Annotated in this window: 15 protein-coding genes, 2 tRNA genes and 1 pseudogene; 2 read left to right on the top strand and 16 right to left on the bottom strand. The window is 70.7% G+C overall.

Going from position 1 to position 21911, the window contains the following annotated elements; translation table 11 throughout:
- Positions 1-39 precede the first annotated feature (39 nt).
- The 15 genes and pseudogenes from ACFWA9_RS01970 to ACFWA9_RS01900 form a co-directional block, all read right to left on the bottom strand.
- Positions 40-795 (bottom strand): annotated as a pseudogene (locus ACFWA9_RS01970) (sensor histidine kinase); the annotation flags it as partial.
- Positions 796-1273: 478 nt separating this feature from the next.
- The gene (locus tag ACFWA9_RS01965; RefSeq protein ID WP_380382370.1) at positions 1274-1942 is read right to left on the bottom strand and encodes a DUF4097 family beta strand repeat-containing protein; all 669 of its coding nucleotides are present in this window, start codon (positions 1940-1942) and stop codon (positions 1274-1276) included.
- 172 nt (positions 1943-2114) lie between these two features.
- Positions 2115-2188: transfer RNA gene (locus tag ACFWA9_RS01960), tRNA-Met, on the bottom strand.
- 217 nt (positions 2189-2405) lie between these two features.
- Positions 2406-6296: a DNA-directed RNA polymerase subunit beta' gene (locus ACFWA9_RS01955; protein WP_329488164.1), complete on the bottom strand. Its 3891-nt coding sequence runs from the start codon at positions 6294-6296 to the stop codon at positions 2406-2408.
- A 103-nt stretch (positions 6297-6399) separates the two neighbouring features.
- Positions 6400-9876 (bottom strand): DNA-directed RNA polymerase subunit beta, encoded by a 3477-nt coding sequence (gene rpoB / locus ACFWA9_RS01950; RefSeq protein ID WP_329488165.1) that lies wholly within the window; start codon positions 9874-9876, stop codon positions 6400-6402.
- 815 nt (positions 9877-10691) lie between these two features.
- Positions 10692-11072 carry a 50S ribosomal protein L7/L12 gene (gene rplL, locus ACFWA9_RS01945; RefSeq protein WP_329488166.1) on the bottom strand — a complete coding sequence of 127 codons (381 nt, stop codon included), beginning with the start codon at positions 11070-11072 and terminating at the stop codon, positions 10692-10694.
- Between the two features lie 90 nt (positions 11073-11162).
- Positions 11163-11726 (bottom strand): 50S ribosomal protein L10, encoded by a 564-nt coding sequence (gene rplJ / locus ACFWA9_RS01940; RefSeq protein ID WP_359803449.1) that lies wholly within the window; start codon positions 11724-11726, stop codon positions 11163-11165.
- A gap of 339 nt (positions 11727-12065) precedes the next feature.
- The gene (locus tag ACFWA9_RS01935) at positions 12066-12926 is read right to left on the bottom strand and encodes a hypothetical protein (RefSeq protein ID WP_380382367.1); all 861 of its coding nucleotides are present in this window, start codon (positions 12924-12926) and stop codon (positions 12066-12068) included.
- A gap of 170 nt (positions 12927-13096) precedes the next feature.
- Positions 13097-13921 carry a hypothetical protein gene (locus tag ACFWA9_RS01930; protein ID WP_380382365.1) on the bottom strand — a complete coding sequence of 275 codons (825 nt, stop codon included), beginning with the start codon at positions 13919-13921 and terminating at the stop codon, positions 13097-13099.
- 92 nt (positions 13922-14013) lie between these two features.
- Entirely contained in the window at positions 14014-14838 is an 825-nt protein-coding gene (locus ACFWA9_RS01925) for a hypothetical protein (RefSeq protein WP_380382363.1), read from the bottom strand.
- Between the two features lie 168 nt (positions 14839-15006).
- Positions 15007-15729, bottom strand: a complete 723-nt coding sequence (gene rplA / locus ACFWA9_RS01920) for a 50S ribosomal protein L1 (RefSeq protein WP_329488172.1) — start codon at positions 15727-15729, stop codon at positions 15007-15009.
- A gap of 76 nt (positions 15730-15805) precedes the next feature.
- Entirely contained in the window at positions 15806-16240 is a 435-nt protein-coding gene (gene rplK, locus ACFWA9_RS01915; protein WP_148644356.1) for a 50S ribosomal protein L11, read from the bottom strand.
- Positions 16241-16420: 180 nt separating this feature from the next.
- Entirely contained in the window at positions 16421-17353 is a 933-nt protein-coding gene (gene nusG / locus ACFWA9_RS01910) for a transcription termination/antitermination protein NusG (RefSeq protein WP_380382360.1), read from the bottom strand.
- A gap of 210 nt (positions 17354-17563) precedes the next feature.
- Positions 17564-17920 (bottom strand): preprotein translocase subunit SecE, encoded by a 357-nt coding sequence (gene secE, locus ACFWA9_RS01905; protein WP_329488174.1) that lies wholly within the window; start codon positions 17918-17920, stop codon positions 17564-17566.
- Positions 17921-18069: 149 nt separating this feature from the next.
- A tRNA-Trp gene (locus tag ACFWA9_RS01900) sits at positions 18070-18142 on the bottom strand.
- A 274-nt stretch (positions 18143-18416) separates the two neighbouring features.
- Between ACFWA9_RS01900 and ACFWA9_RS01895 the strand changes: the two genes are divergently transcribed.
- Positions 18417-19664 carry a pyridoxal phosphate-dependent aminotransferase gene (locus ACFWA9_RS01895; RefSeq protein WP_352286320.1) on the top strand — a complete coding sequence of 416 codons (1248 nt, stop codon included), beginning with the start codon at positions 18417-18419 and terminating at the stop codon, positions 19662-19664.
- Between the two features lie 106 nt (positions 19665-19770).
- A complete protein-coding gene (locus ACFWA9_RS01890; protein ID WP_352286318.1) occupies positions 19771-20868 on the top strand; it encodes an adenosine deaminase in 1098 nt (365 codons plus the stop codon).
- On the opposite strand, the gene ACFWA9_RS01885 is transcribed toward ACFWA9_RS01890, so the two are convergent.
- On the bottom strand, positions 20865-21911 hold the full coding sequence (locus ACFWA9_RS01885; protein ID WP_380382430.1) for a UDP-N-acetylmuramate dehydrogenase: 1047 nt from the start codon (positions 21909-21911) through the stop codon (positions 20865-20867). The genes ACFWA9_RS01890 and ACFWA9_RS01885 overlap by 4 nt on opposite strands.

Below are 21911 nucleotides of genomic sequence, written 5' to 3'. Positions count from 1 at the left end.
ACCCCCCTCCCTCGACGCGTCCTCGCCCAGCGGCAGCCTGGCACTCACCAGGAAGCCGTTCCCCTCCGGTCCCGGCCCGGCCTCGGCCCGCCCGCCGCAGGCCGCGGCCCGCTCCCGGATGCCGACCAGCCCGCGACCGCCGGACCAGTCCGCCGCGCGGTCCGCCGGCCGGCGCACCCCGCGCCCGTTGTCGGACACCACGATCTCCAGCACCCCGCCCGAGCGGACCACCCGCACGGCCGCCCGGTCCGCCCCGGCGTGCTTGACCGTGTTGGTCAGCGCCTCCTGCACGATCCGGTAGGCGGCCGCCTCCACGTCCGCGGGCAGCGGGCCCGGCGTGCCCTCCGGGTCCAGCTCCAGCTCCACCCGCAGTCCCGCCCCGCGGACCCGCTCGACCAGGCCCGCGAGTTCGGCCAGCCGCGGCTGCGGCGCCAGCTCCGGAGCCGCGCCGTCCTCCTTCAGCACCCCGAGCACCCGCCGCAGCTGCACCATGGCGTCCCGGCCGGAGTCGGCGATGGTGTCGAAGGTCCTGATCGCCCGCTCCGGGTCCTTGTGCACCACCAGCGGGCCGGCCTCCGCCTGGATCACCATCAGCGACACGGCGTGCGCCAGGATGTCGTGCATCTCCCGGGCGATCCGGCCGCGCTCCTGCGCCACCGCGCGCGCCGCGTCGCTGGCCGCCCGCCGGCCGGCCTCCCGGGCCCGCTCCGCCTCCACCTGCGCCAGCCGGCGCAGTTCGCGCACCAGCGAGCCGAAGACGAAGGCACCGACCGAGGTCAGCAGCGAGAACAGCATGCCGTTGAGCGAGTGGGTCCCCACCACGTTGGCCGCCACCACCACGGCCAGCACCGCCCAGCGCTGCCGGTCCGGCGCGCGCTCGGCCACCGTGTACACGGTGATCACCGCGTACAGCGGCAGCTGCGGCATCACCGGGTGCGCCACCACCGAGAGCACCGCCGACACCCCGCCGCTGACGGCCATCACGGCGAGCGGGGCCCGCCGCCGCCAGGGCAGCGGAAGCGCGGTGCCGAGCGCCAGCAGATAGACCCACCAGGGGCGGGTGACGTCGTCGTGGTACACCGCCCAGAACGAGACCCCGGCCGATCCGACGGCCAGCAGGGTGTCCAGCACGTAGGGGCTCACCCCGGCGAACCGCGCCCGCCAGGCCCGCCCCGGCGCGAACCGGTCCTCGTCCACGTACCCCCCGTACCCGGGGACCCCGCCCCCGCGGAGAAGATCATGCCCTACCGGCAGCACCGTGGGCACCGGCCCGTCAGGCACCGCCGACCGTCACGCCGCCGGTCTCGGCCCGCGCCGTGATGCTGCGCGCCGCCCCCGCCGCGCGGGGCACCTCCACCGAGACGTCGCCCGTCCCGGCGCTCGCGTCCACCGCGTACGCCTGCCCCGCCGGCACCCGGACCCGGACCCCGCCCGTCCTCGCCCGGGCCTCCACGGTGGTCGGGCTCCCCGCGAAGGAGGCCTCGATCCCGCCCGTCCCGGTGCTCAGCCGCACCACCGGCGAGGTCAGCCCGCTCGCCTCCACACCACCGGTGCCGGCCTTCACCTCCACCTCGGCGGCCAGCCCGGTCAGCCGCACCCCGCCGGTCTCCGTGCCGACCCGCACCCGGGTGCCGGCCGGCACGTCCACCTCGTACCCGACCCCGCAGTCGTCGCAGTCGTAGCGCAGCGTCAGGGTGCCGTCCCGGACCTCGTGGCTGCTCGTCGGCGCCGCGCCCCGGTAGTTCTGGTGCTCGGTGACCCGCACCGCCTCCCCGCCGCCGCGGATCGTGACCCCGCCGGTGCGCCCCTCGACCACCAGCTCCCGCACCGGCCCGTCCACGCCGTAGCCGACGTCCCGCCGCTGCTCGTCGCCCGGCAGACAGCCCGACACCCCGGCCAGCACCGCCCCGGTGACCGCCATCGCACCCAGTACCCGCTTCATCGCCGGCTCCCCTCCACGTCCGTCGTTCCGACGCCGCCCAGCCTCCCCCGCCGCCCCCGGCCGGCGCCTCGCCCTCCCGAGCGGTTCCCCCGGCTCCCCCGCGCGAGGGAGGCGGGCGACCCGGGAACGCCGAAGGGCCCGGAGGCTGAATGCCTCCGGGCCCTTCACTGTGTAGCGGGGACAGGATTTGAACCTGCGACCTCTGGGTTATGAGCCCAGCGAGCTACCGAGCTGCTCCACCCCGCGTCGGTAAACACGACTCTACGCGACTTCGTCCGGGGAACCTAATCGGTTTGATATTCGCCCCCGCCACCGGCCCCGCGGAGCCGGTGCGGAGCCCCCCCCGCCGAGTCCTCGCCGGCCCGCGCCCGGCCCGCGGAGCGGCCCCCGGAAGGCCCCGGGAACGCCGCCGGGCGGCCACCCCCGTGAGGGGTGACCGCCCGGCGGTTCAGGGACCGTCGACTCAGCCGGTGTAGGGGCCGTAGTCGTAGTCGTCCAGCGGGACCGCCTGGCCGGAGCCGGCGCCGAAGGGCGACAGGTCGTAGTCGTCGTAGCCGACGGCCGAGTACATCGCGGCCTTGGCCTCCTCGGTCGGCTCGACCCGGATGTTGCGGTAGCGGGGCAGACCCGTACCGGCCGGGATGAGCTTACCGAGGATGACGTTCTCCTTGAGGCCCAGCAGCGGGTCCGACTTGGCGTGGATCGCCGCGTCGGTGAGGACCCGGGTCGTCTCCTGGAAGGAGGCGGCCGACAGCCAGGACTCGGTGGCCAGCGAGGCCTTGGTGATACCCATCAGCTGCGGACGGCCGGAGGCGGGGTGACCGCCCTCGGAGACCACACGACGGTTCTCGGTCTCGAAGCGGCCGCGCTCGACGAGCTCGCCCGGGAGCAGCTCGGCGTCGCCCGACTCGATGATCGTCACGCGGCGCAGCATCTGCCGGATGATGATCTCGATGTGCTTGTCGTGGATCGACACGCCCTGCGAGTTGTAGACCTTCTGGACCTCGGCGACCAGGTGGATCTGGACGGCACGCTGGCCCATGATCCGCAGCACGTCGTGCGGGTTGGTGGCACCCATGGTCAGCTTCTGGCCGACCTCGACCGCCTCGCCCTCGCTGACGAGCAGCTTCACACGCTTCGAGACCGGGTAGGCGATCTCGTCGGTGCCGTCGTCCGGCGTGACGACCAGCTTGCGGGTCTTCTCGGTGTCCTCGATGCGGACCCGGCCCTGCGCCTCCGAGATCGGGGCCACACCCTTGGGGGTACGGGCCTCGAAGAGCTCGACGACACGGGGCAGACCCTGCGTGATGTCGTCACCGGCCACACCACCGGTGTGGAAGGTACGCATCGTCAGCTGGGTACCGGGCTCACCGATGGACTGGGCGGCGATGATGCCGACCGCCTCACCGATGTCGACCAGCTTGCCGGTGGCCAGCGAGCGGCCGTAGCAGAAGGCACAGGTGCCGACGGCCGACTCACAGGTCAGGATCGAGCGGGTCTTGACCTCGCTGATGCCGTGGCGGATCAGCTCGTCGATCAGCACGTCACCGAGGTCGGTGTTGGCGGTGGCGAGGAGCTTGCCGTCCACCGTGATGTCCTCGGCCAGCATGCGGGCGTAGACGCTGGTCTCGACGTCGTCCGTCTTGCGCAGGACGCCGTTCTCGACCGTGCCGATCGCCAGCTTGAGGCCGCGCTCGGTGCCGCAGTCCTCCTCGCGGATGATGACGTCCTGGGAGACGTCGACCAGACGACGGGTGAGGTAGCCGGAGTCGGCGGTACGCAGCGCGGTGTCGGCCAGACCCTTACGGGCACCGTGGGTCGAGATGAAGTACTCGAGAACGGTGAGGCCCTCACGGAACGACGCCTTGATGGGACGCGGGATCGTCTCGTTCTTGGCGTTGGACACCAGACCACGCATACCGGCGATCTGACGCATCTGCATCATGTTTCCACGAGCACCCGAGTCGACCATCATGAAGATGGGATTCGTCTTCGGGAAGTTCGCGTTCATGGCCTCGGCGACCTCGTTGGTCGCCTGGGTCCAGATGCCGATGAGCTCCTGCTTGCGCTCGTCGTTGGTGATCAGGCCGCGCTCGTACTGACGCTGGACCTTCTCCGCCTTCGCCTCGTAGCCCTCGAGGATCTGGGGCTTGCTCGGCGGGACGACGACGTCGGAGATCGAGACCGTGACACCCGAGCGGGTGGCCCAGTGGAAGCCGGCCGCCTTCAGGTTGTCCAGGGTCGCCGCGACGACGACCTTGGGGTAGCGCTCCGCCAGGTCGTTGACGATCGCGGAGAGCTGCTTCTTGCCCACCTCGTAGTCGACGAACGGGTAGTCCTCGGGCAGCAGCTCGTTGAAGAGCGCGCGGCCCAGGGTGGTCTTCAGGCGGAAGGACTCGCCCTCGAACCAGTTCGACTGACCGTCCTCGTCGACCGGCGGGGTCCAGCCACGGGGCGGGACGGTGCCGATCGGCAGGCGGATGTCGATGACGGCCTGGACGTCCAGCTCCTTGGCGTCGAAGGCCATGACGGCCTCGGCGGTCGAGGAGAAGGAGCGGCCGGCGCCCTTGACGTTGTCGCGGTCCGAGGTCAGGAAGAACAGACCCAGCACCATGTCCTGGGTCGGCATGGTGACGGGGCGACCGTCGGCCGGCTTCAGGATGTTGTTCGAGGACAGCATCAGGATGCGGGCCTCGGCCTGCGCCTCCGCGGAGAGCGGCAGGTGGACGGCCATCTGGTCACCGTCGAAGTCCGCGTTGAACGCGGTGCAGACGAGCGGGTGGATCTGGATGGCCTTGCCCTCGACCAGCTGGGGCTCGAAGGCCTGGATGCCGAGGCGGTGCAGGGTGGGTGCGCGGTTCAGCAGCACCGGGTGCTCGGCGATGACCTCTTCGAGCACGTCCCACACGACCGGGCGGGCACGCTCGACCATGCGCTTGGCCGACTTGATGTTCTGCGCGTGGTTCAGGTCCACCAGGCGCTTCATCACGAACGGCTTGAAGAGCTCCAGCGCCATGGCCTTGGGCAGACCGCACTGGTGCAGCTTGAGCTGCGGGCCGACGACGATGACCGAACGGGCCGAGTAGTCGACTCGCTTGCCGAGCAGGTTCTGACGGAAACGACCCTGCTTGCCCTTCAGCATGTCGCTGAGGGACTTCAGCGGGCGGTTGCCGGGGCCCGTGACCGGGCGACCACGACGGCCGTTGTCGAACAGCGCGTCGACGGCCTCCTGGAGCATGCGCTTCTCGTTGTTCACGATGATCTCGGGGGCACCGAGGTCGAGAAGGCGCTTCAGGCGGTTGTTGCGGTTGATCACGCGGCGGTACAGGTCGTTCAGGTCGGAGGTCGCGAAGCGGCCACCGTCCAGCTGCACCATCGGACGCAGGTCCGGCGGGATGACCGGGACGCAGTCCAGCACCATGCCGTTGGGCTTGTTGGTGGTCTGCAGGAACGCGGAGACGACCTTGAGGCGCTTCAGCGCACGGGTCTTCTTCTGGCCCTTGCCGGTGCGGATGATCTCGCGCAGGCGCTCGGACTCCTCCGCCAGGTCGAAGGTCTCGAGGCGGTCCTTGAGGGCCGCCGCGCCCATCGAGCCGGAGAAGTAGGTGCCGAAGCGGTCGCGCAGCTCGCGGTAGAGCAGCTCGTCGCCCTCCAGGTCCTGGACCTTGAGGTTCTTGAAGCGGGCCCACACCTCGTCGAGGCGGTCGAGCTCGCGCTGCGCGCGGTCGCGCAGCTGCTTCATCTCGCGCTCGGCACCCTCGCGCACCTTGCGGCGCACGTCGGCCTTGGCGCCCTCGGCCTCCAGCTCGGCCAGGTCGGTCTCGGCCTTCTTGGCGCGGGCTTCGAGGTCGGAGTCGCGGCGGTTCTCGATCTGCTGGCGCTCGACCGAGACGTGCGCCTCCAGGGACGGGAGGTCGCGCTGGCGACGCTCGTCGTCCACCCAGGTGATCATGTAGGCGGCGAAGTAGATGACCTTCTCGAGGTCCTTCGGCGCCAGGTCGAGCAGGTAGCCCAGGCGGGACGGGACACCCTTGAAGTACCAGATGTGGGTGACCGGGGCGGCCAGCTCGATGTGGCCCATCCGCTCACGGCGCACCTTGGCGCGGGTCACCTCGACGCCGCAGCGCTCACAGATGATGCCCTTGAAGCGGACGCGCTTGTACTTACCGCAGTAGCACTCCCAGTCCCGGGTCGGACCGAAGATCTTCTCGCAGAAGAGTCCGTCCTTTTCGGGCTTCAGGGTGCGGTAGTTGATGGTCTCCGGCTTCTTGACCTCGCCGTGCGACCACTGGCGGATGTCGTCGGCGGTGGCCAGGCCGATGCGGAGCTCGTCGAAGAAGTTGACGTCAAGCACTGGTCGTCAAGCCCTCTTTCGTAAGTCGAGAGTCGTTCATGTGGTCTGAGGGGGGCCTGGGGGCGGGCCGGCTCCCAGTGGTGAAGAGCCGGCCCTGCCTCCGTCAGACCTCTTCGACGCTGCTCGGCTCGCGCCGGGACAGGTCGATGCCGAGCTCCTCGGCGGCGCGGAACACGTCCTCGTCGGAGTCCCGCATCTCGATGGACTGGCCGTCCGAGGACAGCACCTCCACGTTGAGGCAGAGCGACTGCATTTCCTTGATGAGCACCTTGAAGGACTCGGGAATGCCGGGCTCGGGGATGTTCTCGCCCTTGACGATGGCCTCGTAGACCTTCACACGGCCGAGAACGTCGTCGGACTTGATGGTGAGGAGTTCCTGCAGCGCGTAGGCGGCGCCGTACGCCTCAAGGGCCCACACCTCCATCTCACCGAAGCGCTGACCACCGAACTGCGCCTTACCACCCAGCGGCTGCTGGGTGATCATCGAGTACGGGCCGGTCGAACGGGCGTGCAGCTTGTCGTCGACCAGGTGGTGCAGCTTGAGGATGTACATGTAGCCGACCGAGACCGGCATCGGGAACGGCTCGCCGGAGCGGCCGTCGAACAGCCGGGCCTTACCGGTGGAGTTCACCAGGCGCTCACCGTCACGGGTGAGGGTGGTGTTGTCCAGCAGGCCGGTGATCTCGTCCTCGCGGGCGCCGTCGAAGACCGGGGTGGCGAGGTTGGTGCCGCCCTGGACGGTGTCGGCGCCGATCGCCTGGAGGCGCTGGGCCCACTCGTCGGCGAGGCCGGAGACGTCCCAGCCCTGCTTGGCGAGCCACCCGAGGTGGATCTCCAGGACCTGTCCCGGGTTCATTCGGGACGGGACACCCAGCGGGTTGAGGATGATGTCGACCGGGGTGCCGTCCTCCAGGAACGGCATGTCCTCGACCGGCAGGATCTTCGAGATGACGCCCTTGTTGCCGTGACGGCCGGCGAGCTTGTCACCGTTGGTGATCTTGCGCTTCTGGGCCACGTAGACGCGGACCAGCTGGTTGACGCCCGGGGGCAGCTCGTCGCCCTCTTCGCGGTCGAAGACGCGGACGCCGATGACCTTGCCGGACTCACCGTGCGGCACCTTCAGCGAGGTGTCGCGGACCTCGCGGGCCTTCTCACCGAAGATCGCGCGGAGCAGGCGCTCCTCCGGGGTCAGCTCGGTCTCGCCCTTGGGCGTGACCTTGCCGACCAGGATGTCACCGGTGACGACGTCGGCGCCGATCCGGATGATGCCGCGCTCGTCGAGGTCGGCGAGGACCTCCTCGGAGACGTTCGGGATGTCCCGGGTGATCTCCTCGGGGCCGAGCTTGGTGTCACGGGCGTCGACCTCGTGCTCCTCGATGTGGATCGAGGAGAGGACGTCGTCCTGCACGAGGCGCTGCGACAGGATGATCGCGTCCTCGTAGTTGTGACCCTCCCACGACATGAACGCCACGAGCAGGTTCTTGCCGAGGGCCATCTCGCCCTCGTCGGTGCACGGGCCGTCGGCCAGCACCTGGTTGACCTCGACCCGGGCGCCCTCGTCCACGAGCACCTTCTGGTTGAAGGCGGTGCCCTGGTTGGAGCGGGTGAACTTGGCGGCGCGGTACGTGGTGTACGTGCCGTCGTCGTTGGCCACGGTGACGTAGTCGGCCGAGACCTCCTGGACGACACCGGCCTTCTCGGCGGTGATGACGTCCGCGGCGTCGACGGCGCAGCGGTACTCCATGCCGGTGCCGACCAGCGGAGCCTCGCTCTTCAGCAGCGGCACCGCCTGGCGCATCATGTTCGAGCCCATGAGCGCGCGGTTGGCGTCGTCGTGCTCGAGGAACGGGATCATGGCGGTCGCGACCGACACCATCTGGCGCGGCGAGACGTCCATGTAGTCGATCTCGGTGCCCGGGATGTAGTCGATCTCGCCGCCACGGCGGCGGACCAGGACACGCGGCTCGGCGAAGGTCAGCTCCGCCGTCAGCGGGGCGTTGGCCTGCGCGATGACGTAGCGGTCCTCCTCGTCGGCCGTGAGGTAGTCGACCTGCTCGGTGACGACACCCTCGATGACCTTGCGGTACGGGGTCTCGATGAAGCCGAACGCGTTGACCCGGCCGTACGAGGCCAGCGACCCGATCAGACCGATGTTCGGGCCTTCCGGGGTCTCGATCGGACACATGCGCCCGTAGTGCGAGGGGTGCACGTCACGGACCTCGAAGCCGGCGCGCTCACGGGAGAGACCACCGGGGCCGAGGGCGGACAGACGGCGCTTGTGGGTCAGGCCCGACAGCGGGTTCGTCTGGTCCATGAACTGCGACAGCTGGCTGGTGCCGAAGAACTCCTTGATGGAGGCGACGACCGGCCGGATGTTGATCAGGGTCTGCGGCGTGATCGCCTCGACGTCCTGGGTGGTCATGCGCTCGCGCACGACGCGCTCCATACGGGCGAGACCCGTACGGACCTGGTTCTGGATGAGCTCGCCGACGTTGCGCAGACGACGGTTGCCGAAGTGGTCGATGTCGTCGACCTCGACCACGATGTCGCGGCCCTCGGTGTCACGCCACTCGGTCTCGCCCGCGTGCAGCTTCACCAGGTACTTGATCGCACCGATGATGTCGGGCTCGGTGAGCACGCCGGAGTCCAGCGACTCGGCGTTGCCCAGCTTGCGGTTGACCTTGTAACGGCCGACCTTGGCGAGGTCGTAGCGCTTCGGGTTGAAGTAGAGGTTCTCCAGAAGCGTCTGCGCGGCCTCGCGGGTGGGCGGCTCGCCCGGGCGCAGCTTGCGGTAGATGTCGAGCAGCGCGTCGTCCTGGCCCTGGGTGTGGTCCTTCTCCAGGGTGGCGCGCATCGACTCGTACTCGCCGAACTCCTCGAGAATCATCTCGTTGGTCCAGCCGAGGGCCTTGAGCAGCACGGTGACGGACTGCTTGCGCTTGCGGTCGATGCGGACGCCGACCATGTCGCGCTTGTCGATCTCCATCTCCAGCCAGGCACCACGCGAGGGGATGACCTTGCAGGAGTAGATGTCCTTGTCGGACACCTTGTCCAGGGTGGAGTCGAAGTACACACCCGGGGAGCGGACGAGCTGCGAGACGACGACACGCTCGGTGCCGTTGATCACGAACGTGCCCTTGTGGGTCATGAGCGGGAAGTCGCCCATGAAGACCGTCTGAGACTTGATCTCACCGGTCTCGTTGTTGGTGAACTCGGCCGTGACGAAGAGCGGGGCCGCGAACGTGAAGTCGCGGTCCTTGCACTCGTCAATGGAGTTCTTCGGCGGCTCGAAACGGTGGTCGCGGAAGGTCAGCGACATCGACCCACTGAAGTCCTCGATCGGCGAGATCTCTTCGAAGATCTCCTCCAGACCGGACTTGGTGGGGACGTCCTGACCACTCTCCAGGGCCGCCTCGACCCGGGCCTTCCAGGCCGCGTTGCCGAGCAGCCAGTCAAAGCTCTCGGTCTGCAGGGCCAGGAGGTTCGGGACCTCGAGGGGCTCCTTGATCTTCGCGAACGAGACGCGGAGCGGGGCGGTGGATGCGGCGGAATTGTTCGAGGCGTTGCGCGGCGCGGCCAAGAGGGGGGTCCTTCCGAGGGCTCGGAGCTCACTGCGCGCGTACCGGCCGGGCCTGGAAAGGCTTGGTCCCACCTCCCTCGCCACTGGCCTCTGCCGGGTCGTGAAACCCGAGGTCAGAGCCGTTTTGCGGAGGCGGTGCCAGACCCCTTCAGGGCAACGCAAACTCCGGGCGACGAGTCACGGAGCAGCTAACAGGCAGCGCAAAGGGACAGTGTAGCCAAACGGCACACTGCTGTCCAGCTCTGATTCGGAAACCGAATCGGAGACTCCTCCCGGTAGCCGGCGGACGCGAACGCCCACCGGGTACTGCACTGGCCCGGACACCGCCGGGCCGCCTCGACTCACGTGGAGTCACTTCCCTCCGGAGCCGCTGGTTATGCATCCACCAGCGAACCAACCGGGGCGGACTCGCGCCACGAGAATCGCGCGCCGCGCCCGGTTCGTCAAGGGCCCGCCTCCGGCACGGACCTCGACCCGTCCATCGCCCTGGACCCGCCCGGCGTTACAGAAGCCGTGGTGGGGGCCACTCTCGATGACAGCGATCACCATACCCGCCCGCACCGACGGTGCCGAGTGCGCTCTCGGCCACTCCGGTGCCGCCTGGTCGCGGGGGCCGCCGCGGGGCCGCCGCGACCCGCTCCGGACGCCTCTGCCCGGCCCCCCGGCGCCGGCGCCCGGTCCGGACCCTCCCGGGGCCCGGGAACGCGAAAAAGGCCGGGCCGACCACCCGCGAGGGTGATCGGCCCGGCCCGTGGCATCCTCCGCCCTCAGTGAGGGCGTGCGGCTGCCTCCCGGCCCTCAGGGCCGGGGAGGAGTCACTTGACGGTGACCTTGGCGCCAGCGGCCTCGAGGGCAGCCTTGGCCTTCTCGGCAACGTCCTTGGCAACCTTCTCCAGGACCTTGGCACCAGCGGTGTCAACGAGGTCCTTGGCCTCCTTCAGGCCGAGGGAGGTCAGGGTGCGCACCTCCTTGATGACCTGGATCTTCTTGTCGCCGGCACCGTCGAGGATGACGTCGAACTCGTCCTGCTCCTCAACAGCCTCGACCGGGGCAGCGCCACCGGCGGCGGCAACGGCGACCGGAGCGGCAGCGGTGACGTCGAACTTCTCCTCGAACGCCTTCACGAAGGCGGCGAGCTCGATGAGGGTGAGCTCCTCGAACTGCGCGAGCAGCTCGTCCTGGGTCAGCTTCGCCATGATTGGCGTCCTTCCACTAATTCGGCAGGTGGTGCCGTATGTACGGGTTGGCGGGCGTACGGGCCCGCAGCGAGGCGTGAGCCTGCGGAATTACTCCGCGGCCTCGTCCTCGGCGGCGGGAGCCGGCGTACCGGCACCGCCCTGCTCGACCTTGTCGCGCAGCGCGTCCACAGTGCGGACGAGCTTCGACGGCAGGGCCTGGAAGAGCGCGGCAGCCTGGGACTGCTTGCCCTTCAGCGCGCCGGCCAGCTTGGCGAGCAGCACCTCGCGGGACTCGAGGTCCGCGAGCTTCTTGATCTCATCGGCGGTCAGCGCCTTACCGTCAAGGACACCGCCCTTGATGATGAGAGCGGGGTTCTCCTTGGCGAAGTCACGCAGAGCCTTCGCCGACTCCACCGGGTCACCGGTGACGAAGGCGACAGCCGTCGGACCGGCGAACAGGTCGTCGAGCTCCGTGATCCCGGCCTCATTGGCCGCAATCTTGGTCAGCGTGTTCTTCACCACGGCGTACTGGGCGTTGTCACCCAGCGAGCGACGCAGGGTCTTAACCTGCTTCACCGTCAGACCGCGGTACTCGGTCAGCACGGCCGCGTTCGAGGCACGGAACTGCTCCGTGATCTCGGCGACGGCGGCAGCCTTGTCGGGCCTAGCCATAGGCTTACGCCTCCTTCCGTGATGTCGAAGTCAGGCCGACCGCGAAAGTCGACCATTCGAACCTCGGACCACCGGACGGAAGGAAAGCTCCTGCGGAAAAGCAGATGAGCCCCGGTGCGCAGGCGCACGGGGCTCAGTTCGACCTCGACGGTTCCACGTGCGAACACGCGGGTCCCGGAAGTCCAAGCTCCAAACAATCCTGCGCGGGCTGCCTGCGACGAATCGCAGATCCTTCGGTCCCCGCGCCCCTTGCGAGTGCACGGCGACAACCAGCGGTCTTTGGCTTCGGTAACACTAGCCGGACTCGGCCGTCCGGGGCAAATCGCCCACCCGGGGCCCTCAGCGGGCCAGCGGGGAGACGCTTCGGGTGCCCACGTCCACGGTGTCCGCCTCGGCCGGGGCCTGCACCGAGAGGGTGCCGGCGAAGTCGCTGTAGAGCACCGCGTCGTCCGCCCGGCCGCTCGCCCCGGTGCCCGTGCGCTGCAGCCGGACCAGCTGGTCCTTGTCGTTCAGCCACAGGTCCAGGGTCAGCGAGACCGAGCCGCCGGGGGCCAGCGCGGCCCGCAGGCCGTCCCGGCGGGCCTGGCCCAGCTGGACCTGGGCGGCCGCGTAGCGCTCGGCGTCGGTGGTGACCCGGAAGTGCTCGACCGCCGAGTCCTCGAACCTCTCCTCGCCGAGGTACTGCGCCTCGATCCCGTCGGCGGTCGCGGCGGCCAGCGCCTCGACCGGGTTCAGCAGGTCGATCAGCCCGGCGTAGGGGATCTCCCGGTGGCCGTCCGCGGTCGGCGCCACGGAGAACCGCTCCCAGTGCCGGCCGGCCTGCCGGGCCGCGGTGGCCGCGTCACCGCCCTGGTACGCCACGGTGTCCACGACGATCAGCTGCTCGGCCTCGGCCGACGTGGAACGTTTGACCTGGAGCGCGGTCTTCGGCTGCCAGAACAGCGGGCCGGAGCCGGCGTCCGCCCCCAGCCGGTAGCTGACCTTGGCCCGGCGGGCGGTCTGCATGGTGAGCTGGGCGGAGAGCAGGACGCCGTGCGGCGACCGGTCGGTGGGCTTGGCCGGCCCGGTCGCGGCGACGGTGCTCGGCGACGGGGTGCCGGACGGCACCGGCGAGGCGCCCCCGCCGCTGCCGCACGCGGTGAGACCGCTCGCCAGGAGCACCGCGGCCGTGATGGCCGCCAGTCGCTGCCGCACCGCCATGCCCCCTCTCCTTCCGTCCGGTCACCACTGCGGCGGTCCCGCTGCGGGCCGCCCCGTCCCCGGCCGCCGTGGACCGGCCGTGCTGTTCCAGCCACCTTGCCACCAGGGACCGGACCGACCCGCGGCGACCCCCTCGGCCCGCCGGGCGGTGTCGCCGGCGCCCGGTGGGGTCAGCTGCGGAAGAGCTTGGCGAAGTCGGCCCCCTTGCCGACGTCGCCCGCGGCCGGCGCCTCGATCTTGGGCGCGGCGCCGAGGCCCGAGTAGGTGACGGTGACGGCCGAGGACTCGCCGCCCTTGTCGCCGTACTCCCGGAGCTGGACGAGCTCCTGCTTGTCGTTGATCCAGAAGTCCACGGTCAGCGTGCTGCCGCCGGTGTCGAGCGTCTGGCGGACGGCCGCGCGCTGGTCGCCGCCGAGCGCGCTCAGGGTGTCGGCCAGCTTGGCGACCTCCTCGACGGCGCGGTAGTGGGTGGTCTGGACCCCGCCGACCGCCTCCGCGCCGACCTTGGTGAGCTTGCCGCCCTGGGCCGCCGCCGACAACTGGAGGACCGGGTTCGTCAGTTGCGCGACGGTCAGGAACATCACCGACATCGAGCCGACGACCGGGTCCTTCGGCTCGATCCTGGCCCAGTGCTTCCCGCCCAGCACGGCCGTGGTCTGCAGACCGCCGCCGAGGTAGACCTCGTCACCGATGATCCTCGCCCTGGTGCCCGACTCGGTCTTGGCCGCGACGTCGACGACGGTCCGCTGCTGCCATTCGGCGGTACCGGCCATCGGGCCGGCCTCCGCGGTCAGCGCGAGCGAGCCGTTGCCGGCCCGCTGCATCACCACGGCCGAGGCGGCCAGCGCCGCGCGCGGGTCGAGTCCCGCCGCGGCGCCGGCGACGGCGTCACCGGCCGCCTTGGTGCCGGTCGTACCGTCGCTGCCGCAGGCCGCCAGCCCGGCGGCCAGGACGGTCGCCGCGACCGTGACGCACGCATGGCGCAGAACGCGCATAAGGAGCCCCCCAAAGACCTGATCATCAGAAAATACCCAGCGGACTCTAATGGATCACCGGGCGCCTTCCCCACCGCGTGCGGTGGCGCCGCCTAGCCCGCGGGGGCCGGGCTCTCGGTGCCCGTCCCGAGCTCGGAGACGTCCGTCGTGGTGACCACGGTTCCGGCGCTGCCCACAGCGGTGGCGCGCAGCCGCAGCAGGCGGTCGCCGGGCGCGATCCAGGCGTCGTACCCGATGGCGGTCACGCCGTGCTCCCGGTAGTAGCCGAGGACCACCGCGAGCCGCTCGGGGGTGAGGCCCTGGTCCGCGGCGAAGTACTCGGCCACCGGCGCGCTCCCCTGGTAGTGCGCCACGGTGGTGCCGGCGAGCTCCTCCCCGCCGAGCGAGGTGAGCCGGCCGGCCAGTGCCATGGTGTGCGCCGAGTCGCCCGGGTTGGATATCAGCCCGGTCATCCAGCCGCCCGCGTAGCCGCCAACGCCCGGGGCGGCCCGCGGGTCGAGCGACTCGGCCTCGGCCCGCTCGGCCCGCAGCGGCGCCGCCCCCTCGTACCCGAGGTCGACCGTGCCGTCCTGGCTGCGCAGCCGGCCGGTGCCCCGCTCGTCGGTGACGGTCAGCTCGGCCGCGTCCCGGGGGCCCCAGACCACGGTGCCGGCGGCGGTGCGCCGCCCGGCCGGGCCCTCCTCGACCGTCCGCACCCGCGCGCCGCCGGTGTCGTCCAGCGTCTGGGTGGCCGAGAGCAGCACCTGCTTGGGCGGGCGGACCGTCGCGGGTGTGCCCAGCGGCGTGCGGTCCCCCGAGACCGCCAGCAGGCTGCACGCCGTCAGACCGCTGGCGAGCACCAGGAGGGCCGCCCCCCAGGCGGCGGGGCGAAGGGCGGGCGGCACGGCACACTCCGGCGGTCGGCTTCGGTCGGGCATCGATCAGATGATCGGACCGGCCGAGCGTACGACGAGCCGACCGGGAGTTCCCCACCGCCGGGATCTCGATCCGGACACGACGACGGGCCCGCACCCCCGAGGGGGTACGGGCCCGTCGTGCGGACTACTGCTGCGCCCAGGACGCGGCTACCGGTCGGAGCTCAGGGCTCAGACGGAGGCCGGGTCCTCCTCGACCAGGAGGTTGCGGGTGCGGTTCGGGTCCACCAGGATGCCGGGGCCGATCGTGGTGCTGATCGCGGTCTTCTTGATGTAGCGACCCTTGGCGGCGGACGGCTTGGCGCGGAGCACCTCGTCCAGCGCGGCGGCGTAGTTCTCGACCAGCTGCTCGTCGGTGAAGGAGGCCTTACCGATGATGAAGTGCAGGTTCGAGTGCTTGTCGACGCGGAACTCGATCTTGCCGCCCTTGATCTCGTTCACGGCCTTGGCCACGTCCGGGGTCACGGTGCCGGTCTTCGGGTTCGGCATCAGGCCACGGGGACCGAGCACGCGGCCCAGGCGGCCGACCTTGCCCATGAGGTCCGGGGTGGCGACGACTGCGTCGAAGTCGAGGCGGCCCTTGGCGACCTCGTCGATGAGCTCGTCGGAGCCGACGATGTCGGCGCCCGCAGCACGCGCGGCCTCGGCACGCTCGCCGGTCGCGAAGACCAGGACCCGAGCGGTCTTACCGGTGCCGTGCGGGAGGATCACGGTGCTGCGGACCATCTGGTCGGCCTTGCGCGGGTCGACGCCCAGACGCATGGCGACCTCGACGGTGCCGTCGAACTTGGTGGTGCTGGTCGCCTTGGCGAGGCGGATGGCCTCGAGGGGGGCGTAAAGGCGCTCGCGGTCGACCTGTGCGTCCGCGGCCTTCAGAGCCTTGCTGCGCTTCACTGCTGCTCCTGAATGGGGAATGGAGTCGTGGTATGGACGGGCCGCGCAGGCCCTACCACAAGGACGAGAAGGGTGATCAGCCCTCGACCGTGATGCCCATCGACCGGGCGGTGCCGGCGATGATCTTGGACGCGGCGTCCAGGTCGTTGGCGTTCAGGTCGGGGAGCTTGACCGTGGCGATCTCGCGGACCTGGGCGGCCGTGAGCTTGGCGACCTTGGTCTTGTGCGGCTCGGCCGAACCCTTGTCCACGCCCGCGGCCTTCAGGATGAGGCGCGCGGCCGGCGGCGTCTTCGTGATGAAGGTGAAGGAACGGTCGTCGTAGACCGTGATCTCCACCGGCACGATCATGCCGCGCTGCGACTCGGTCGCGGCGTTGTAGGCCTTGCAGAACTCCATGATGTTGACGCCGTGCTGACCCAGCGCGGGGCCGACCGGCGGCGCCGGGTTGGCCGCACCGGCGTTGATCTGGAGCTTGATAAGCCCCGTGACCTTCTTCTTCTTGGGAGGCATTTCTCTCCGGGTCCTTCCGAGAGGTGATTGCTGGTGCGTGCGGAACCGGGGCGACACCCAGCCGCCAGCACACACATCGGACCAGGCTAACGCGGATGCGCCGCTGGACCAAAACGACTTCGGGGCGGGGCCGAAGCCCCGCCCCGACGCCGAGGACTCGTCCGAGTCCCCGCGGCCGTACTAGTTCTTCTGGATCTGGTCGAAGGAGAGCTCGACCGGGGTCTCCCGGCCGAAGATCTCGACCAGGCCCTTGACCTTCTTCGAGTCCGGGTTGATCTCGTTGATCGTCGCCTGGAGGGTGGCGAAGGGGCCGTCGGTGACGGTGACCGAGTCGCCGACCTCGAAGTCCAGGACCTGGATCTCGCTGGGCTTGACCGGCGACGGCTTGCCGGCGTCCTTGGCCGCCTGGCGCTCGACGTCGGGGGCGAGCATCTTGACGACCTCGTCCAGCGTCAGCGGGTACGGGTCGTAGGCGTTGCCGACGAAGCCGGTGACACCGGGGGTGTTGCGCACGACGCCCCAGGACTCCGGGGTGAGGTCCATGCGCACCAGCACGTAGCCGGGGAGCTTGTTCTGGCGGATGGTCTTGCGGTCGCCGTTCTTGATCTGGACGACCTCCTCCTGCGGCACCTCGGCCTGGAAGATGTACTCCTCGACGTTGAGGGAGACCGCGCGCTGCTCCAGGTTCTGCTTCACCCGGTTCTCGTAGCCGGCGTAGGTGTGGATCACGTACCACTCGCCGGGCATGAAGCGCAGGTCCTCGCGGAACTTGGCGACCGGGTCGACCTCGACGGCCTCCTCGGCGGCTTCCTCCTCGGCCTCCGCCTCGGCGCCGGCCTCGTCCGCCGCCTCGTCCTCGTCCTGGTCCTCGGCGGCCTCGGTGTCCTCGGCGTCGAGCTCCTCGGCGGACTCCGCGTGCAGCGCGGCCTCCTCGGCGGGCTCGCCGGCCTCGGCCTCGTCGTCCGCCGCGACCTCGTCCTCGTCGCTGTCCGCGGCGTCCACGATCTGCTCGGCGGCCTCGGCTTCGTCAGCCAGCTCGGCCGCGTCCAGCTCGGCGGCGACATCCGCCTCGCGGACGGTCTCGTCGGCGTCGTACAGGGGGGACTCAGACACGGTGGCTGCTTCTTTCCTGGAGATGGTGAAGGTGGCGCGCTCCGGGACCTTTCCGGCGCCGCTGCTTCACGCGGGCGCCAGGAGATGACTCGGAGACTTCAACAGTACCGAGTCAACGGTAGCGGCCTCGTACGTCCGGCGCCGACAGCTCGACCCGGGCCGAAGAATCGGCCCGGGTCGGGAAGCTGTTTCGAAGGTGGGACCGCTCGGTCAGCCGAAGACCCAGAGGCTGAGCTTCGAGAAGCCGTAGTCGAGGCCGGCGACGAACGCCATCACGACCACGACGAACACGACCACCACGGTGGTGTAGTTGACCAGCTCGTTGCGGGAGGGCCAGACGACCTTGCGCAGCTCCGCGATGATCTGGCGGTAGAACAGCGCGAGCCGGGCGAAGGCGCCCTTCTTGGCACGCTTGCCGGACTTCTTGTCCGCGCGGCCCGCCCGCTTGCGGTCGCGGCGCGACTGCCCCTCGTCCCCGCCCTCGGCAGGCGTGGTCTCGTCAGCGCCGTCGGCACCCTCGGGGTTGCCGCTCTCAGGCGTTGCGGTGGAGCCCGTGGTCTCCGTCACTCGTCCTCACCTGAATCCGGGTCCTGCCGAGCATCACCTGCGTGCCCGAGAGGGCACGAGCGGCCGGCTAAAGCGGTGCTGTTCGGAGCCCTCTCCGCATCAAGCCCGCTCGCTCTGTGGAGCGAACGGGCTGAATACGGATCAAGCAGCAGGGCAAGAGGGACTTGAACCCCCAACCGCCGGTTTTGGAGACCGGTGCTCTACCAATTGAGCTATTGCCCTACGGTGCCTCTCGGCCCCTGTAGCGACCACCAACCTACCGCATCTCCCGCCGCTGCATGCACAGGCGGTGGAAGCGTGGCTTCTCGGTGGCCGTCGAGGAGTGAGTGTACGTGGTCGAGAGGCGTTTGGTCGAACCTCTTCTTTCACGTCCGACCACCGAACCGGCCACCTGACGACCACGGACCGGCCCCGCTCCGGGCCACCATCCGGACGAGCCCGTACATATGGTGAAACCCCCATGCCCGGTCCGTCCCGGTTCTGCGACCATGCAGGCATGAGCGCTTCCACCCCGCAGCCCGACAGTTCCGTCCGCCCCGCCGACCGCCGGGTCTCCGCCCGGATCGGCGCGATCGCCGAGTCCGCGACCCTCGCCGTGGACGCCAAGGCCAAGGCCCTCAAGGCGGCCGGCCGGCCGGTCATCGGCTTCGGCGCCGGCGAGCCGGACTTCCCCACCCCGGACTACATCGTCGAAGCCGCCGTCGAGGCCTGCCGCGACCCGAAGAACCACCGCTACACCCCGGCCGGCGGCCTGCCGGAGCTGAAGGCCGCGATCGCCGCCAAGACGCTGCGCGACTCCGGCTACCAGGTGGACGCCTCCCAGGTGCTGGTGACCAACGGCGGCAAGCAGGCGATCTACGAGGCCTTCGCCGCGATCCTCGACCCGGGCGACGAGGTCATCGTCCCGGCCCCGTACTGGACCACCTACCCGGAGTCGGTGCAGCTGGCCGGCGGTGTGCCGGTGGAGGTCGTGGCCGACGAGACCACCGGCTACAAGGTCTCGGTCGAGCAGCTGGAGGCCGCCCGCACCGAGAACACCAAGGTGGTGCTCTTCGTCTCGCCGTCCAACCCGACCGGCGCGGTCTACACCGAGGCCGAGGCCCGGGCCATCGGCGAGTGGGCCCTGGAGCACGGCCTCTGGGTGCTGACCGACGAGATCTACGAGCACCTGGTCTACGGCGACGCGAAGTTCACCTCGCTGCCGGCCCTGCTGCCCGAGCTCGCGGACAAGACCATCGTGGTCAACGGCGTGGCCAAGACCTACGCCATGACCGGCTGGCGGGTGGGCTGGCTGATCGCCCCCAAGGACGTCGTCAAGGCCGCGACCAACCTGCAGTCGCACGCCACCTCGAACGTCTCCAACGTCGCGCAGCGCGCCGCGCTCGCCGCCGTCAGCGGTGACCTCGCCGCCGTGCACGAGATGCGCACCGCCTTCGACCGGCGCCGCAGGACCATCGTGAAGATGCTGAACGAGATCGAGGGCGTCCTCTGCCCCGAGCCCGAGGGCGCGTTCTACGTCTACCCGTCGGTCAAGGGCCTGCTGGGCAAGGAGATCCGCGGCACCCGTCCGCAGAGCTCCGCCGAGCTGGCCGCGCTGATCCTGGACGAGGTCGAGGTCGCGGTCGTCCCCGGCGAGGCCTTCGGCACCCCGGGCTACCTGCGGCTCTCCTACGCGCTCGGCGACGCCGACCTGGTCGAGGGCGTCGGCCGGATGCAGAAGCTGCTCGCCGAGGCCACCGCCTGACGGTCCCGACCGTCCCGCTCCACCGCGGACCGCCCCCTTTTCACCCCTTCGGGGGACGGGAAGGGGGCGGTTCCCGTATCGGGGCCCGATACGGCAGTATCGGCGAATGGAACGCCTGCTGAATCCGCGAGACGTCAGGGACCTCCCCAAGGCCCACCTGCACCTGCACTTCACCGGCTCGATGCGCCCCGCCACCCTGCTGGAGCTGGCCGACAAGCACGGCGTCCGGCTGCCGGAGGCGCTCAGCTCCGCCGAGCCGCCCAGGCTGCGGGCCACCGACGAACGCGGCTGGTTCCGCTTCCAGCGCCTCTACGACACCGCCCGCTCGGTGCTGCGCGACGAGTCCGACATCCGCCGCCTGGTGCTGGAGACCGCCGAGGACGAGCGGCGGGACGGCTCGCGCTGGCTGGAGATCCAGGTCGACCCGACCTCGTACGCGCCCCGGCTGGGCGGTCTGATCCCCGCCCTCGAACTGATCCTGGACGCGGTGGAGCAGGCCGCCGGGGCGACCGGCGTCGGGATCCGGGTGCTGGTCGCGGCCAACCGGATGAAGTCCCCGATGGACGCCCGGACGCTGGCCCGGCTGGCCGTCCGCTACACCGACCGGGGCGTGGTCGGCTTCGGCCTCTCCAACGACGAACGGCGCGGCCTCGCCCGGGACTTCGACCGGGCCTTCGACATCGCCCGCAAGGGCGGGCTGCTGGCCGCCCCGCACGGCGGCGAACTGGCCGGGCCCGAGTCGGTCCGGGACTGCCTGGACGACCTGGGCGCCGGCCGGATCGGCCACGGCGTCCGGGCCGCCGAGGACCCCCGGCTGATGCAGCGGCTGGCCGACCGGCAGGTCACCTGCGAGGTCTGCCCGTCCTCCAACGTCTCGCTGGGCGTCTACGAGCGGGCCGAGGACGTCCCGCTGCGGCGGCTGTTCGACGCGGGCGTCCCGCTGGCGCTGGGCGCCGACGACCCACTGCTGTTCGGCACCCGGCTGGCCGCCCAGTACGAGCTGGCCCGCGACGTGCTCGGCTTCTCCGACGCCGAACTCGCCGAGCTGGCCCGCCAGTCGGTGCGCGGCTCACGCGCGCCGGACAGCGTCCGCAAGGAGCTGCTGGCGGACATCGACGGCTGGCTCGGGGACGGCACCACCCCGGGGGTGGCGGCCGCCCGGGGCTTCCCGGCCGACCGGCACCCGGGCCGCGCCGCCGGCTAGAGCTCGACGCCCACCATCACCGGCTCGTTGACCAGCTCCACGCCGAACGCCGACCGGACGCCGTCGCGGATCTCGCGGGCCAGCGCCAGCAGGTCCTCGGCGGTGGCCGCGCCGCGGTTGGTCAGGGCCAGGGTGTGCTTGGTGGAGAGGGTGGCCGGGCCGCTGCCGTACCCCTTGCCGAAGCCGGCCTTGTCGATCAGCCAGGCCGCCGAGGTCTTGGTCCGGCCGTCCGGCGCCGGGTAGGCGGGGGCGGTGAGCTCGCGCGCGGCCGCCAGCGCCAGGAAGGCGGCGTACTGCTCGGCGGTCAGCACCGGGTTGGTGAAGAAGGAGCCCGCCGACCAGGTGTCGTGGTCGGCCGCGTCGAGCACCATGCCCTTGCCCGCGCGCAGCGTCAGCACGGCGTTCCAGGCGGTGGTGAGGTCGACCCGCTCGCCCGGCAGCACGCCCAGGTGCCGGGCCGTCTCGGCGTAGGCGACCGGGGTGGAGAGCCCGCCGGCGTCCTCCAGGCCGAAGCGGACCCGGAGCACGACGTAGCGGTCCGGGTCGGCCTTGAAGCGGCTGTGCCGGTAGGAGAAGCCGCACTCGGCGTTGGTGAGGGTGACCACCCGGTCGGTCCGGCGGTCGTAGGCGACCACCTCGGTGATCGACTGGGCGACCTCCTGGCCGTACGCGCCCACGTTCTGGACCGGGGTGGCACCGGCCGAGCCGGGGATCCCGGCCAGGAACTCGATCCCGGCCAGGCCGTGCTCCAGCACGGTCCTGGTCACCGCGTCGGCCCACACCTCGCCGGCCGCGAGCTCCAGGGCGGTGCCGTCCAGCACGAAGCCGGTGGTGGCGATCCGCAGCACCGTCCCGGCGAAGCCGGCGTCGCCGATCACCAGGTTGGAGCCGCCGCCGAGGACCAGCAGCGGCTCGCCGGCCGCGTCGGCCTTCCGGACGGTGGCGATCACGTCCTCGTCGGTCTGCGCGGTCACCAGCCGGCGGGCGGGACCGCCGAGCCGCAGGGTGGTCAGCGGGGCGAGGGGGGCGTCGAGTTCTACCAG

The organism is Kitasatospora sp. NPDC059973, from assembly GCF_042737525.1.
In the GTDB taxonomy this organism is placed as follows: domain Bacteria; phylum Actinomycetota; class Actinomycetes; order Streptomycetales; family Streptomycetaceae; genus Kitasatospora.
Note: the sequence above shows the minus strand (reverse complement) of the source record. Positions and strands in the feature narration are given on the sequence as shown.

Excerpts from the sequence above, each read along its gene's own strand:
- ACFWA9_RS01965 (WP_380382370.1), bottom strand. The coding sequence starts at position 1,942 with ATGAAGCGGGTACTGGGTGCGATGGCGGTCACCGGGGCGGTGCTGGCC.
- ACFWA9_RS01935 (WP_380382367.1), bottom strand. The coding sequence starts at position 12,926 with ATGGCGGTGCGGCAGCGACTGGCGGCCATCACGGCCGCGGTGCTCCTG.
- rplK (WP_148644356.1), bottom strand. The coding sequence starts at position 16,240 with ATGCCTCCCAAGAAGAAGAAGGTCACGGGGCTTATCAAGCTCCAGATC.
- rplL (WP_329488166.1), bottom strand. The coding sequence starts at position 11,072 with ATGGCGAAGCTGACCCAGGACGAGCTGCTCGCGCAGTTCGAGGAGCTC.
- ACFWA9_RS01890 (WP_352286318.1), top strand. The coding sequence starts at position 19,771 with ATGGAACGCCTGCTGAATCCGCGAGACGTCAGGGACCTCCCCAAGGCC.
- ACFWA9_RS01895 (WP_352286320.1), top strand. The coding sequence starts at position 18,417 with ATGAGCGCTTCCACCCCGCAGCCCGACAGTTCCGTCCGCCCCGCCGAC.
- ACFWA9_RS01925 (WP_380382363.1), bottom strand. The coding sequence starts at position 14,838 with ATGCCCGACCGAAGCCGACCGCCGGAGTGTGCCGTGCCGCCCGCCCTT.
- ACFWA9_RS01930 (WP_380382365.1), bottom strand. The coding sequence starts at position 13,921 with ATGCGCGTTCTGCGCCATGCGTGCGTCACGGTCGCGGCGACCGTCCTG.
- rplJ (WP_359803449.1), bottom strand. The coding sequence starts at position 11,726 with ATGGCTAGGCCCGACAAGGCTGCCGCCGTCGCCGAGATCACGGAGCAG.